Origin of the sequence: Methanobrevibacter thaueri, assembly GCF_015062915.1 — an archaeon.
Classification (GTDB): Archaea; Methanobacteriota; Methanobacteria; order Methanobacteriales; family Methanobacteriaceae; genus Methanocatella; species Methanocatella thaueri_B.
Map to the genome: position 1 here is coordinate 73,411 of NZ_SUTJ01000002.1, position 12,960 is coordinate 86,370.

Here is a 12,960-nt window from a genome sequence, read left to right on the forward strand (position 1 = left end):
ATAATGGAAATTGAATTGCTTGAAAGGGAGCACACCCCTGAAAACGTTATAGACCACTGCAAGGCAGTGTATGAAAAGGCTATGAAGATAGCTGCTAATTTTGATAATGTCGATGAAGACCTCATAAGAAAAGGCGCCCTATTGCATGACATTGGAAGATCAAAGACCCATGGAATAACCCATGCGATTGAAGGAGTCAAAATCGCCGAAAAATACGGTTATGACAAGGATGTGCTTAACATTATTGAAAGGCACATCGGCGCAGGAATTACAGAAGAGGAAGCCGAAAAGCTTGGGCTTCCGAAAAAATCATATGTTCCACAGACTTTAGAGGAGAAAATCGTTGCCCATGCAGATAATCTTGTAAGCGGCAGCAGAGAAGTTGACATTGATTTTGTGATAGAGAAATGGAAAAGAACCATTGAAGACAGTGACGATAACATTGAAAGACTAATCAAACTTGATAATGAATTAATTAAAGCTTTTGAGGGAAAATAATGAAAGTAATATGTTCAAGTGAAGAATCCCTATACCGTCCTGAAGCGGTTAGGTGGAGACAGAGAATGGAACTGATGAAGCCTCTTGGCGATACAGTCGTTCTATTGCCATGCAGTATGAAAAAACCTTATTCCAATTCCAAATCCCATCAGAAGTTTAGAAAGTTAACAAGATCATTTCAGGAACTTATTGTGACCTCCCCTTTTGGAATCTGTCCAAGGGAACTTGAAAATACATTCCCAATACAGTCATATGACGTGAGCACCACAGGCTCCTGGTCCAGCGACGAGGTCGAGGAAAGCGGCAGGCTGATAGCTAAATACTGTGAAGGAAAAAATGTTGTCGCAAACCTTGCGGGAGGATATCTGGAATCCTGCGAGGCATACCTTGATGATTTCGTCAATGTCTGTGTTGACGAGCGTCCAACAGCCCCAGATTCACTTTATAACTTAAGGATGGAATTGAAAAACCACCAAAGAGTAAACAGGCATGACAAGACCCTGCACGAGCTCAAGTCAATTGCAAGATACCAATTCGGTGAAGGGGGAGAGGATTTCATTCCGGATAATGTCAAGACCAAGGGCATGTACCATAAAAGAGTATTGTCAAATGGAACCCAATTGGCATTGTTGAATAAGGATTATGGTTTATTCAGACTTAATTTACCAGGTGGAGAGATATTGAAGGATTTGGGAATCCATGTTGTCAACATAGATTTCGACCTTCAGACCAATACGGTCTTTGCACCTGGAATCGAAAAGGCCGACCTTAATATCATTCCAAACGACGAAGTGGTGATTGTTCGTGACGATACCGTTGTCGGTGTCGGAAAAGCGGTCATGACCGGTCGTGAGATGGAAGAATGCGATAATGGTATTGCTGTTAAGCTTAAACATCGTTTGAAAAAATAACAACATATATAAATACCATTGTCAATATTAATAACTACATAAATTATTAGGAGAAATGAAATGTCAGAAGAATTAGTAAATAATATCAAAGATGCACTTACTCCAATCAACGACCCACACATGGGAATAAGCATTGTGGAAATGGGCATTGTACAAAACATTACCGTTGACGGCGATCAAGCTGAAGTTACTCTCAAACCAACCAACCCAGGTTGTATGAGTATCACCCGTATTGCTGCTGATGCTAAAATCAGAGCTGAAAGCGTTGAAGGTATCGACAAAGCAAAAATCATCGTTGAAGGACATGCTATGGCTGACTCCATTAACGAAATGATTAACAGATAAATTTTTAATTTTTTATTAATTTTAACCGTATAACCGAAACAGTTATATATGTTAATTAATATATGTATTAGTGTTGACAGTTAACTGTCACACATATTATATAGGCTAGTGGCACAGCTTGGTTAGCGCGCTCGGCTGATAACCGGGAGGTCATGGGTTCGAATCCCATCTAGCCTACTTCTAACTATTTTTATGATATTTTTCAATTTACATGACAACTTTTTCTAAAATTTTTCACAATAAATATATATTACATTCTACAAATAGTTACTTGAATGTACAAAAAGTTGGAATGATGATATAAATGTGGGAAAAAATCAATGAAAAATTCAAGAAATACCCTGCAAGGATAAGGGTTGCGGAAAAGATGATCGAACTTGGACTGTCACTTAACGATGACGGCAAAATCTACTGCGGAAATCTGAAAATCAGCGACAAGGCACTTGCAACAGCAGCAGACGTAGACAGGCGTGCAATAAAATCCACAATTGAAGTTATCTGTGAGGATGAGGAATTGTACAACCTGTTCAGCAACATCACACCTGCAGGAACACTGCTGAAAAACATCGCTAAAAACATCAGCCTTGGAGTTATCGAGATAGAGGTCGGATCCGAAAGCGAAGGAATCCTTGCAAAAACCACAAATCTAATATCAAAAAAAGGAATCGGAATAAGACAAGCTTATGCCGAGGACACTGAACTTCAACAAAGTCCAATATTAACAATAATTACTAATGAGCCCGTTAAAGGCGACCTGATAAATGAGTTTTTAAAAATAAAAGGAGTAACAAGAGTGTCCATTTATTGATTAAAATGTTCCCTTCTTGCTTTTTCCATTTCCATATCTTCTTCTTCAAGCATGTCTAAAAGTTCTTCCCAAGCTTCTAAAGATTCTTTAGCAGCTTCTTCACTTAATTTTTCAATTGCATAACCTGCATGGATTAAAACATAATCACCAATTTCCACTTCAGGCAAAAGGTCAATTTTTGCTTGTTGTCTTGCTCCACCAAAGTCAGCAACTAACCAATTATCTTCTCTATTGATTTCAACTACATGAGCGGGTGCCGCAATACACATAATATTTCATCTCCAAAATTTATATATTAATAATATTAAATGTTAGTATTATATAAAACTATCTAAATAGGTGTTATGATGAAAAATATTGTTATCGGATCAGGGCCTGCAGGAAGATTAGGCTCACTTGAACTTGGAAAACTAGGCCAAGACGTTACTTTGATTGAAAAAAACCATATTGCAGGAACCTGCCTGAATGAAGGATGCATGGTTGTCTGCGCATTAACCGACATTACAAAATTCATTGACGAGAACAACAGATTCAACAATTACGGGTTTATAAAAAGCCAACTTGACATTTCATACTCCAAAATAGTCGAAAAGATTACAGAAACACAGGTGATGCTTAGAAAATTGAATCAAATGGAAAATGAAAGCGTTGGAAACAACGTAATATATGGTGAAGCAAAAATTGAAGGCGACAGCGTGGTTGTCAACAATGAAAGCTTCGAATGGGATAACCTGATGATTGCAACAGGCGCAAGGCCTTTCATCCCAGACATCAAGGGAGCCGAATACGGACTTACAAACAAGGACATCCTAAAGCTTGACGAGGTTCCTGAGAAACTGAACATAATCGGCGGAGGAATAATAGCCTGTGAGATAGCTAACATCTATGCCACACTTGGAAGTGAGGTGAATGTCCTTGCAAGAAGCGAATTCCTAAAGGAACTCAACCCGAACACCAAGAAGTATGTCCTTGAAAAGATCATTCCTGATGTCAATGTGATGGAGAACACTGATGTTGTTGAGGCATTCGAGAACAAGGTCTTGACAGGTGACGGCGAGGAGCTTGAGGGAACACCGTTTTTCGCTACCGGAAGAACCCCTAACAGTGAAATCGCAAGGGGTTTTGTGGAATTGAATCCTGACAATACCATCAAGGTCAATGAAATGATGCAAACAAGTGTTGATAATGTATATGCTGCAGGTGACGTTACCGGAGGATATCAGTTGACTCCAGTAGCAAGGATGGAGGGCATCACAGCTGCAAGGAATATGGCAAACTATCCAAATAAAGTAAGCTACCATTGCATTCCTCAAACCTTGAGCTTGAACACTGAAGTGAGTTTTGTGAAAAACGAAAAAAGCGAGCTCAGCGATGATGAAAAGGCAACAATTGCACTTCCGGGAATTGCAGGACCTGGAGCCTTCTGGAAAATACTTGAAGGAAACACCGGATATACTGAAGTGGAGTTTGACAAAAACAAAAACAAGGTAAATAAAATCAATCATATCTCCCCATCATCAACAAGCGACGTAGCTTATCTATCATATCTGATGAGAATGGATTATGATTTAGACGATTACGGTGACTTCCTAGAAGTGCATCCGTCAACCGATACAAACTATAAAATAATAAAGAATTTGTGGTTGTAATAACCACTATTCAACTTTTTTTAACATCCTTTCAGCCAGATAATCACCGGCTTCCATACATTGCTTACCATAGATTAAAGCGTTTTCTTGTAGTGAATCATAGTTTTCAAAAGCCTCATCAATGCTTTTGCAGACATCCTCTACTTTTGATTCTATCATTGCACCCTTGAACACTCCAGCCATGTTCTGGTATCTTCCCCATTTCACACGGGTCAATGCAACAATAGGTTTTCCGCAGGTGAATGCCTCCTCAAGTGAAACACCATCGTCTGTAAGGACTGTAAGGTCTGAAAACTTGAACAGGTGATTGATCCAATCGATGTATCCCGCATAGATTATCTTATTCTCATCAATCAGTTCAGAATACTCTTCATGCAGAGGCAAACCCACAAGAACAAGATTGTACTTGTCTGTTTCATTTGCTACAAGATTGATTGCGTCAAGGGTTCCCTTAAAGATGGATGACCCTGATGAGAACACTATTGTCTTTTTGTTTTCATCGAAGTTTGGAAACTCCCTTAATTTCTGAAGGGCAATCTCTTCATTACCGTCACCTAAATTGTCAGCCAATGGATAAAATGACTTGTCCATGTTTTTTGGAAGCTTGTCCCATCTGAACTTATCAAGTTCCGGCAGTATGTAACACTGGTTGAATTTAGGGCATACTGTAGAGTCAAGCGGTGTTGAAATCAATGAAAAACAGGTTTTTCTTGCAAATTTAGCACCTAATGATGCTACAATAGCTCCGCCTCCCAAGACTCCAACGACAAAGTCTGCCTTGGATTTTTTGATTGCACTTCTTGCCTTGAAAGTGGCAGTAATGAGTTTTAAAGCTCCCTTAAGAGCGGATAATTTAGTGGCTGAATGTCCTCCGGCTTGCGGAATGGATATCTTATACCAGGAATATCCATATTTTTCAAATAACACACCTGGGGCGGATTCGTCAAGGGCTACTTCACAGGTGACTCCTCTTTTCTCCAATGCATTCATGGTGTTTAAAGCAACCATGGCATCACCGCCTAATCCTCTACCGGTGACTATGAATAATGCCTTAATAAAATCACTCTCCTTTACCTAATCTTGGAATATAGTTGCTAGGAACATATTTTTTAGGATGTGATGCATGAGGATTGTACAATAATCTTCTGAATCCAAGTGAAATCAATAACGGATGTTTCACATCATATTGCTTATCGTTAAGGAACCATTTGCGAAGCAAGTCCCCTAATCCTCCTCCAGTCAAAACGTCCATGAAATAATCTCCGAATGTAGGGTTAAGTATTCTTAATTGCTGTCTGAAAAATACCCTGAGATTGTTTCTTCTGACGAATGCTATCAATGCTGTTGTTAGAATTCCAAACACGATAACTCCCACGATTCCTCCAAGGACATAAAATGCAAGTCCAAGAGCGACTCCGAAAGTGTGGTTTCCAACCTCTCCAAGCATGATTTTACCTGAAAAGTCAAGTGGGGAGTAAGCCAGACACACTACCAGAAGCAGTAATGGAGTGTATACTGCAGGCAGTTCCGCGTATGGCTGTGAGCCAAAAATAAGCATTGCAAGTATAGTCAGAACGGACATTATGATTGTTACAATACAGCAGGATCCAGGCTGCATGTCTGAAATGTTCAGTGGCTGAACCATCAGTGCGATAAAGATGGCTGACACGCCCAGACCTTCAAATATTCCAACAATAATGACTAAAAATATGCCTATTCCTCTTGAAAGCTGACCCCATTCAATTCCAAATGGAGATTTCTTTCTTCCAAGAATGTCATCGATAAGCGCAAAAATACCAATTATTAAAATGAGATTGTTGAATCCCGGCAACATGTAGAATGACAGTATTATGAAAGGAATTATTCCGACCGCACGAGGGATTCCTCCACGGACATTAGGGAACAGGTTTCCCATATATCCCCTTTTTCCCAAAAATCTGAATATGATATCTATTACTGCCGTACCTATTGCGGATATGACAAAAACATATATTAATGCAAATATTATCGATGAATACATCATATAAATCACAGTTATAAAAAGTTATATATACATTTTAATTTTTCTTAATATATAAACATTTAAGCGAGTTCGTACCTTAGGATTGCAGCCATGCCTCCGAGGCTCTCCAGCTGTTTTCCGCCCTCATGTTCACTGCTGATGACCATGACCTCGCCTTTCATGTTCTCAACCATGTCCATGGAGTCCCCCATGTTTTCACCTGCAACCTTTGAGTCAAGAATCAATAGCTGTTCCACTGCTCCAAGATTGATTGCATTTTGGGTTTCTCTAACTCCATAAGCCACTTTTGAGGAGTTTTTAGCTATTTGGGTCAAGAGATTATCAATTGCTCCCATTTCCAGGGCAACCCTATTTTCAGAGGTGAGCTTTTCAACTGTGCCCTTCTTTAAAACCTCAGTAATTCCGTTTCTTCCTCCGGAACCTGTTGCCTCAAGGATGGAGATTTTTGCCAAGTCGGAATGCTTGTCCTTCAGGTAATCGTAAAAGTCATTCTTGACAAAGCCCGGACCTGCAATGACAATGTTTTGGATTGAATCGAATTTTGTGATTGATTCTATTACCTTCTCATAGAACTGGACGATGTTTTTCTGCCTGTTCTTGTCGATTATCCTTTTTCCGGAAACATGTCCTTTGATAGGTCCGTAATATTCTATTCCGAACTGTCTCATCAATCCCAATTGCGCTGTGTCGTCCTCAAGGACAACTATTATTGCAGACAATTTTTTGGATGCTTCAATGGCCTGGTTCACCCTTTTGATTGCCCAGTTAGGCCATCTTGATTTTGTTATTGTGAGTGGAGTGTTCAGCTTGACCTCCAGAGTATGGTGTGATCCGAGAGGAATCAAATCATCAGGACCACTTGTGATGACTCCATTCAATCTTAATTTTCCGGTGAAGAGATGAAATGAAATGCCTTCAATGTCCAATCCCAAATGGAATGTTTTCTTAACACCCCTGTCGCTTCGAAGCTTATCTCCAGTATTGTCCTGTATACGTCTGGTGGTTAGTGAGAATGCATTGTCACCGACCTCTATGATATGTGACAAGTGCCATAAGTCGTCCAATGTCTCTGGAATAACTTCCACAAATCCTTCCTTTGCATTTTCTTTTACGATTTTCATAATTCACAATAATTTTTCTAGTTAATAATTTATATAGTTATTAACACTAAATAGTAAATGATTAAAATGAATGTTGGAATTATAGGCGGAACAGACGGATTAGGAAAAACTTTAATTTATTATTTTAGGGACGAATTCGAAGTATATATTACTGGAACTGACCATAAGAAGGGCAGGAAGATTGCAAAGGAATTAAATGTCCAGTATATTGAATCCAATGCAGGTCTTGCAAACATAAGCGACATCCTGGTAATAGCCGTGCCTATACAGTTCACATCCGATGTGATTCGCGAGGTTGCGCCTTTCATGAAAAGTGGAACATTGATGGTTGACGTGACTTCAGTCAAGGAGGAGCCATCCAAGACAATGGCTGAAGCGCTTCCAGATAACGTTGAATACATTCCAACACACCCGGTATTCGGTCCCCGCACCACCCGCCTTGACAATCAGGTGATTGTCCTAACCGCCGACAAGAAAGGCAAATGGTACCCTAAAGTATATAATTACCTTGCAGGCAAGAACATGAGAATTATCGAAACCACCGCCGAAAAGCATGACTTCATGATGAGTATCGTGCAGGTATTGACTCATTTCTCATTCATATCAACTGCTTCAGCAATCGAGAAGCTTAAGGTTGACTTGACCGAAAGCGAGGATTATGAAAGTCCAATCTACAATCTGATGATTGATATGATTGCCCGTATCGTTGCCCAAAACCCATATTTAACATATAACATCCAATCCATGAACAATAACGGACCTAAAATCAGGAACACCTTTGCAGACGCAGTTGTTGAACTGAGGGACGTCATCAACAATAAGGATGAGGACAAGTTCGTTGAAATAGCCATCAAGGCAACAAAGCATATGGGAGACATCACAAACGCATTGGGTAGAAGTGACAAGGCAATCAGCGCATTGAGTTATGAGTACACCTATCTGACCCAATCCATTGGTCAGGAAGTGGGCTTAAAGCACATATATTCCGGAAAGATCCATGTTGGAATTCTTGAAAGCATTGACAACAAGACAGCAGTCTTGAGAAACGGAAATAAGGTCAAGAAGCTTAGAATAGCCAACATCAGGATTTTGCTTCCTAGTGAACTGTATCAGTGGAAGATTGAAAACCTGAACACAAAAACCGAATTCATCAGTTGTGCGTTTCCCAAAAACGTCAATGCGGAAACCATTGAGGACACCGTGATGAACATTGACAACATCATCGATGTCAAATTGACAGACGCATATGCAGGACCTCAAATTGATGATGACAAAATCAGTTTGACATTTTCAGTTACAGCCTTGGGCAAAAGCGACATAGAGAATGTGAAAAAACTCTTCACCGGTTTCGGCGGAACCATAAGGTAAAATGTTTTAGTTGATACGAACAAAAATTAAAGTGTCTAAAAGTAATTAAATTTTAGAATTTAATATAACTTTTGGATTTTTTCTATTTTTCATTTATTTTTATTTTAAATCATTTTTATAGTGCCAAGTTAATTATCTGATTGATTTTAGATAAACCACTTATTTTCAGATTGTTTTTGAAAAATGTCAAAATCGAAACCTTTATATAGTAAGACATACACAATTTAGTTTGTCAATAAAGTTACAAAAAGTAACAAAAAGATTTTGACAATTACATTTACATTACATCACAGCCAGAAAAGGAGATGATAATATGGCAGAAAATGAAATCACATTAAAAGTTGCAGAGGCAATTTCACAAAAAGACGTGGGCCAAGGCTTGGCAAGACTTGATCCAAACGTCATGGATGATTTAGGAATCCATGAAAGAGAATTGATTGAAATTGTTGGCGAAAGAAGAACTGCTGCTATCGCTCTTCCTTCACAAACCGACATTGGCCTTGGAGTGATAAGAATTGACGGACTTGTCCGTAAAAACTCCGGAGCAACCATCGGTGGAGAAGTCACCATTAAAAAAGCAAAAGCAACTGAAGCTAAAAAAGTTGTTCTTGCACCAACTGAAGATAACATTCGCGTACAAGGAGACGTTAGAGGATTGTTCGCAGGAAAAGTCATGGTACAAGGAGACATCATCGGATCACAAATCCGCGCCCCAAGACCAGGTATGAACATGGGATTCGGAAGCCTTTTCGATGAGCTTATGGACTTCACCCCTGCAATGCGCGAAATCAAATTCGCAGTAGTTTCAACAAATCCTAAAGACATCGTCATTGTCGGACCTAATACCGAAGTACAATTACATGAATCCCCAGTGGACGTTTCAAAAATAGAAGGAGTTGGAAACCTCGTTGACGTAAGCTACGAAGACATCGGAGGTTTAAAAGAGGAAGTTAAAAAAGTAAGGGAAATGATTGAAATCCCACTCAAAAGACCTGAACTCTTTGAAAAACTCGGAATCGCACCACCAAAAGGAGTACTCATGCATGGTCCACCAGGAACTGGTAAAACATTACTGGCCAAAGCTGTTGCAAGTGAAAGTGACGCCCACTTCATTGCAATAAACGGGCCTGAAATCATGAGTAAATATGTTGGCGGATCCGAAGAGAACCTTAGGGAATACTTCGAAGAGGCAGAAGAAAACTCTCCTTCAATCATATTTATAGATGAACTCGATGCGATTGCACCAAAAAGAGAAGAAACCAATGGAGAAGTTGAAAGAAGAACCGTTGCACAACTTCTTACATTGATGGATGGTCTTAAATCCCGTGGCCAAGTAGTAGTAATCGGTGCAACCAACCGTCCTGATTCCCTCGACCCAGCGCTCAGAAGACCTGGAAGATTCGACAGGGAAATCGAAATCGGAGTTCCTGACTCAGAAGAAAGAAAAGAAGTGCTTGAAATTCACACAAGGAACATGCCACTTGCAGATGACGTGGACCTTGAAAAGATTGCAAATACAACCCACGGTTTTGTAGGAGCAGATCTTGAGTCATTATGTAAGGAAGCGGCAATGAGAGTAGTTAGAAGAATCCTGCCTGAAATCCAAAACGATGAGGAAATTCCAAAAGAGGTTATGGAAAAAATCGTGGTAACAGGAGAAGACTTCAAAAACGCCCAAAAAGAAATTCAACCTTCCGCATTAAGGGAAGTTCTTGTGCAAATCCCAGACATCAAATGGGATGATGTGGGTGGTCTTGAAGATGTCAAACAGGAGCTTAAAGAAGCTGTTGAATGGCCTTTAAAACATCCTGAAACCTTCCAACGCTTAGGAATAAGACCTCCAAAAGGAACCCTTCTTTACGGAATTCCTGGAACAGGTAAAACCTTGCTTGCAAAAGCTGTTGCCAGTGAAAGTGAAGCAAACTTCATCTCAGTCAAAGGACCGGAACTTTTATCCAAATGGGTTGGTGAATCCGAAAAAGGTGTCAGAGAAGTGTTCAGAAAAGCAAAACAAGCAGCTCCAACAGTGATCTTTTTCGATGAGATAGATGCAATAGCCAGTGCCCGTAGCGGAAACGACACTGACAGTGGAGTTACAAAAAGAGTTGTAAACCAATTACTGACTGAAATGGATGGTTTAGAAGAGCTTGAAGATGTTGCAATCATCGCAGCAACCAACAGACCTGACATTTTAGATGCCGGACTCATGAGACCTGGAAGATTCGACAGACACATTGAAGTCGGACAACCAGATGAAGAAGCAAGAAAATCAATCTTTGAAGTGCACACCAAAGGAATGCCATTGGCAAGTGACGTTGATCTTAAAAAATTAGCCAAAAACACTGAAGGTTATGTCGGAGCAGACATTGAAGCTGTTTGCAGAGAAGCTGCAATGTTAGCCTTAAGAAATGACCTTGAAGCCAGTGAAATCCCATACAAATACTTCAAAGAAGCAATAGAAAAAGTGAAGCCAGGGAACACTCAAATCCCAGATGAACAATTAGTTCAATACATGTAGGGACAACACTCCCTACACCCTATCTTTAAAAATTATCTAACCATATTTAACCTAGGGAAAGATTCAAAATCTTTCCCCAACCTCCAAAATCATATTTACCGAATTCTCTACTATATCTTTTGGGAGGATATGGAATCCTCCCCAACCTCCATTTTGATAACTAAATGCAATAAGGATTTATGTTTATCTGTTAGGCAAAATCCTGCTTGAAGGAACCATAAAATTATTATAAAACTGTTTTTTATATTTAATGAATGAAAATTCCTCACCACTAACACCATATTTTGGATTGTAACCGAAGACATTTTTATACTCTTTAAGATCGTCACGTTCTTGAATCATTGCCTTGGTAACCTCATGCAAAGCTATTGTATCATCAATTGCCCTGTGAAAATTGACTTCAGGAATACCATAATGTTCAACCGCATCACATAGCTTATGAGGATACTTTGCCCTGTCCTTAAATACGGTTAATGTATCAATCCAGTCCAAATTCCCAACAATACTGTCAGCATCATCCTGATAATGCCTTTTAAGTAAATTATAGATAAATGACAGGTCAAACTGTGCATTATGGGCAATCATTAAAGTACCTGGAGTCAGCATATCCTTCAAATCATTGGCAACTTCACTTTCCGTCTTTCTGCCTTTAAGCATCTTGTCAGTGATTCCAGTAATTTGTGTGATTTTTAAAGGCAATGGTTCCCCAATATCTATGAATTCATCATACCTATCTACGATTTCATCATCAATGACTGTAATCATTGCCAATTCTATAATCTTGCAACTTTGACAATCCAACCCTGTTGTCTCGGTATCAAAATATATTACTTTCATATTTACACTTTTAAATCAGTTTATGTGGAGCATCATCCTTGTTTCTTGGATATTCATTTGTAGTCAATGGCTTTCCGATTTTTTCAAGCCTGTTGTCGAGCAATTCACGACCGTCCTCACTGGCGCAGAATATAGGAACCTTCAATCCATAATAGTATGGTTCGTATTTGTCTGCATATTCTGAAATGGCCTTTGATGCACAGGCTGTGACGATATCAGCATTGTCGAATAGCATTTTAACCTCTTCAGGTGTGGCTCCTGTAGTGTGTGCCACCATGATATAGACATTAACGTCATCGTCAACAGGATATTCCCTTATTTCCTTAACCATAGGTGAAGGAAGTATTGTTATTGCAATATTTTTATATCCCTTGTCCAATGCGATTTTAAGACCTTCCAACTGGTTCAGCTCAGCGGTTTCAGGGTTTAGAACTATGCTGTCCCTTTCCTCAAGGCCCTCGATTACTTCAGGTATTGGTGTTGTGCTCACAAGACCGGAAACTCTTCCACCAACTCCCTGCACTACACGGGGATTAGTCATTATTACTGTTCCGGCCCCGTCACATGCCCCTACAACACAGTCAATGTTTCCCATTTCCATATTGGTCTTGAGAATTTCTGATATTCCCACAGTCACAAGGTCATCCATTTCAATGACCCTTTCCGGGGTGCACATTCCGAAGTCCTTGATTCTGAAGTTGATGTTTTTGCGTATGAATTCCTCGTTTAATTCTTCAACTCCATGCATTGCATGAAACATAGGGCAGTATTTCATCTCTGATGAGCCCACTTCTGTGATTTCACCGTTTTCAATCACTACACGAACTTTACCCAATGTTTCAATGACATGTTTATCTTCTACCATATAACCACCTGCGATTA

At 39.6% G+C, this 12,960-nt stretch carries 13 protein-coding genes and 1 tRNA gene; 8 read left to right on the top strand and 6 right to left on the bottom strand.

All coding sequences use genetic code 11. The features are described from left to right. The first annotated feature begins 3 nt into the window (after positions 1 to 3). The 5 genes from E7Z78_RS01845 to E7Z78_RS01865 all read left to right on the top strand — a co-directional run bounded on the left by E7Z78_RS01845 (position 4) and on the right by E7Z78_RS01865 (position 2,562). Positions 4 to 498 carry a TIGR00295 family protein gene (locus E7Z78_RS01845; RefSeq protein WP_303723473.1) on the top strand — a complete coding sequence of 165 codons (495 nt, stop codon included), beginning with the start codon at positions 4 to 6 and terminating at the stop codon, positions 496 to 498. Beyond that, positions 498 to 1,409, top strand: coding sequence for a DUF5591 domain-containing protein (locus tag E7Z78_RS01850; RefSeq protein ID WP_303723474.1), 912 nt, complete (start codon positions 498 to 500; stop codon positions 1,407 to 1,409). Before E7Z78_RS01845 ends, E7Z78_RS01850 begins: the two co-directional genes overlap by 1 nt. Positions 1,410 to 1,469: 60 nt before the next feature. Further along, a complete protein-coding gene (locus E7Z78_RS01855) occupies positions 1,470 to 1,754 on the top strand; it encodes an iron-sulfur cluster assembly protein (protein WP_303723475.1) in 285 nt (94 codons plus the stop codon). A 102-nt stretch (positions 1,755 to 1,856) separates the two neighbouring features. Beyond that, positions 1,857 to 1,931, top strand: a tRNA-Ile gene (locus tag E7Z78_RS01860). Positions 1,932 to 2,058: 127 nt separating this feature from the next. Beyond that, the gene (locus E7Z78_RS01865) at positions 2,059 to 2,562 is read left to right on the top strand and encodes an amino acid-binding protein (protein ID WP_303723476.1); all 504 of its coding nucleotides are present in this window, start codon (positions 2,059 to 2,061) and stop codon (positions 2,560 to 2,562) included. On the opposite strand, the gene E7Z78_RS01870 is transcribed toward E7Z78_RS01865, so the two are convergent. Next, positions 2,556 to 2,831: a HypC/HybG/HupF family hydrogenase formation chaperone gene (locus E7Z78_RS01870; RefSeq protein WP_303723477.1), complete on the bottom strand. Its 276-nt coding sequence runs from the start codon at positions 2,829 to 2,831 to the stop codon at positions 2,556 to 2,558. The two genes, E7Z78_RS01865 and E7Z78_RS01870, sit on opposite strands and share 7 nt — an antisense overlap. 78 nt (positions 2,832 to 2,909) lie before the next feature. Here E7Z78_RS01870 and E7Z78_RS01875 point away from each other — a divergent pair, with 78 nt between their 5' ends. After that, entirely contained in the window at positions 2,910 to 4,211 is a 1,302-nt protein-coding gene (locus tag E7Z78_RS01875) for an NAD(P)/FAD-dependent oxidoreductase (protein WP_303723478.1), read from the top strand. Positions 4,212 to 4,217: 6 nt separating this feature from the next. On the opposite strand, the gene E7Z78_RS01880 is transcribed toward E7Z78_RS01875, so the two are convergent. Genes E7Z78_RS01880 through E7Z78_RS01890 form a run of 3 tightly spaced genes read right to left on the bottom strand, consistent with a single transcriptional unit; the run spans position 4,218 to position 7,355 of the window. Then, positions 4,218 to 5,267 carry a glycosyltransferase gene (locus tag E7Z78_RS01880; protein WP_303723608.1) on the bottom strand — a complete coding sequence of 350 codons (1,050 nt, stop codon included), beginning with the start codon at positions 5,265 to 5,267 and terminating at the stop codon, positions 4,218 to 4,220. Positions 5,268 to 5,271: 4 nt separating this feature from the next. Continuing rightward, the gene (locus E7Z78_RS01885; RefSeq protein ID WP_303723479.1) at positions 5,272 to 6,234 is read right to left on the bottom strand and encodes a cell wall biosynthesis protein; all 963 of its coding nucleotides are present in this window, start codon (positions 6,232 to 6,234) and stop codon (positions 5,272 to 5,274) included. Positions 6,235 to 6,293: 59 nt separating this feature from the next. Next, positions 6,294 to 7,355, bottom strand: a complete 1,062-nt coding sequence (locus tag E7Z78_RS01890; RefSeq protein WP_303723480.1) for an mRNA surveillance protein pelota — start codon at positions 7,353 to 7,355, stop codon at positions 6,294 to 6,296. Positions 7,356 to 7,412: 57 nt separating this feature from the next. On the opposite strand from E7Z78_RS01890, the gene E7Z78_RS01895 reads away from it, so the two are divergent. Both E7Z78_RS01895 and E7Z78_RS01900 read left to right on the top strand, forming a co-directional pair. Further along, on the top strand, positions 7,413 to 8,723 hold the full coding sequence (locus tag E7Z78_RS01895) for a prephenate dehydrogenase (RefSeq protein ID WP_303723481.1): 1,311 nt from the start codon (positions 7,413 to 7,415) through the stop codon (positions 8,721 to 8,723). Between the two features lie 313 nt (positions 8,724 to 9,036). Then, positions 9,037 to 11,241 carry a CDC48 family AAA ATPase gene (locus E7Z78_RS01900; RefSeq protein ID WP_303723482.1) on the top strand — a complete coding sequence of 735 codons (2,205 nt, stop codon included), beginning with the start codon at positions 9,037 to 9,039 and terminating at the stop codon, positions 11,239 to 11,241. A 183-nt stretch (positions 11,242 to 11,424) separates the two neighbouring features. Here E7Z78_RS01900 and E7Z78_RS01905 read toward each other — a convergent pair whose 3' ends face one another. Next, the gene (locus E7Z78_RS01905; RefSeq protein ID WP_303723483.1) at positions 11,425 to 12,078 is read right to left on the bottom strand and encodes a PolC-type DNA polymerase III; all 654 of its coding nucleotides are present in this window, start codon (positions 12,076 to 12,078) and stop codon (positions 11,425 to 11,427) included. A gap of 10 nt (positions 12,079 to 12,088) precedes the next feature. Then, positions 12,089 to 12,943: a methanogenesis marker 8 protein gene (locus tag E7Z78_RS01910; RefSeq protein WP_303723484.1), complete on the bottom strand. Its 855-nt coding sequence runs from the start codon at positions 12,941 to 12,943 to the stop codon at positions 12,089 to 12,091. Positions 12,944 to 12,960 lie beyond the last annotated feature (17 nt).

What these genes read in the sequence shown, in the direction of transcription:
- E7Z78_RS01855 (WP_303723475.1), top strand. Translation starts at nt 1,470, where the DNA reads ATGTCAGAAGAATTAGTAAATAATATCAAAGATGCACTTACTCCAATC.
- E7Z78_RS01890 (WP_303723480.1), bottom strand. Translation starts at nt 7,355, where the DNA reads ATGAAAATCGTAAAAGAAAATGCAAAGGAAGGATTTGTGGAAGTTATT.
- E7Z78_RS01870 (WP_303723477.1), bottom strand. Translation starts at nt 2,831, where the DNA reads ATGTGTATTGCGGCACCCGCTCATGTAGTTGAAATCAATAGAGAAGAT.
- E7Z78_RS01850 (WP_303723474.1), top strand. Translation starts at nt 498, where the DNA reads ATGAAAGTAATATGTTCAAGTGAAGAATCCCTATACCGTCCTGAAGCG.
- E7Z78_RS01905 (WP_303723483.1), bottom strand. Translation starts at nt 12,078, where the DNA reads ATGAAAGTAATATATTTTGATACCGAGACAACAGGGTTGGATTGTCAA.
- E7Z78_RS01885 (WP_303723479.1), bottom strand. Translation starts at nt 6,234, where the DNA reads ATGATGTATTCATCGATAATATTTGCATTAATATATGTTTTTGTCATA.
- E7Z78_RS01845 (WP_303723473.1), top strand. Translation starts at nt 4, where the DNA reads ATGGAAATTGAATTGCTTGAAAGGGAGCACACCCCTGAAAACGTTATA.
- E7Z78_RS01910 (WP_303723484.1), bottom strand. Translation starts at nt 12,943, where the DNA reads ATGGTAGAAGATAAACATGTCATTGAAACATTGGGTAAAGTTCGTGTA.
- E7Z78_RS01865 (WP_303723476.1), top strand. Translation starts at nt 2,059, where the DNA reads ATGTGGGAAAAAATCAATGAAAAATTCAAGAAATACCCTGCAAGGATA.
- E7Z78_RS01900 (WP_303723482.1), top strand. Translation starts at nt 9,037, where the DNA reads ATGGCAGAAAATGAAATCACATTAAAAGTTGCAGAGGCAATTTCACAA.
- E7Z78_RS01875 (WP_303723478.1), top strand. Translation starts at nt 2,910, where the DNA reads ATGAAAAATATTGTTATCGGATCAGGGCCTGCAGGAAGATTAGGCTCA.
- E7Z78_RS01895 (WP_303723481.1), top strand. Translation starts at nt 7,413, where the DNA reads ATGATTAAAATGAATGTTGGAATTATAGGCGGAACAGACGGATTAGGA.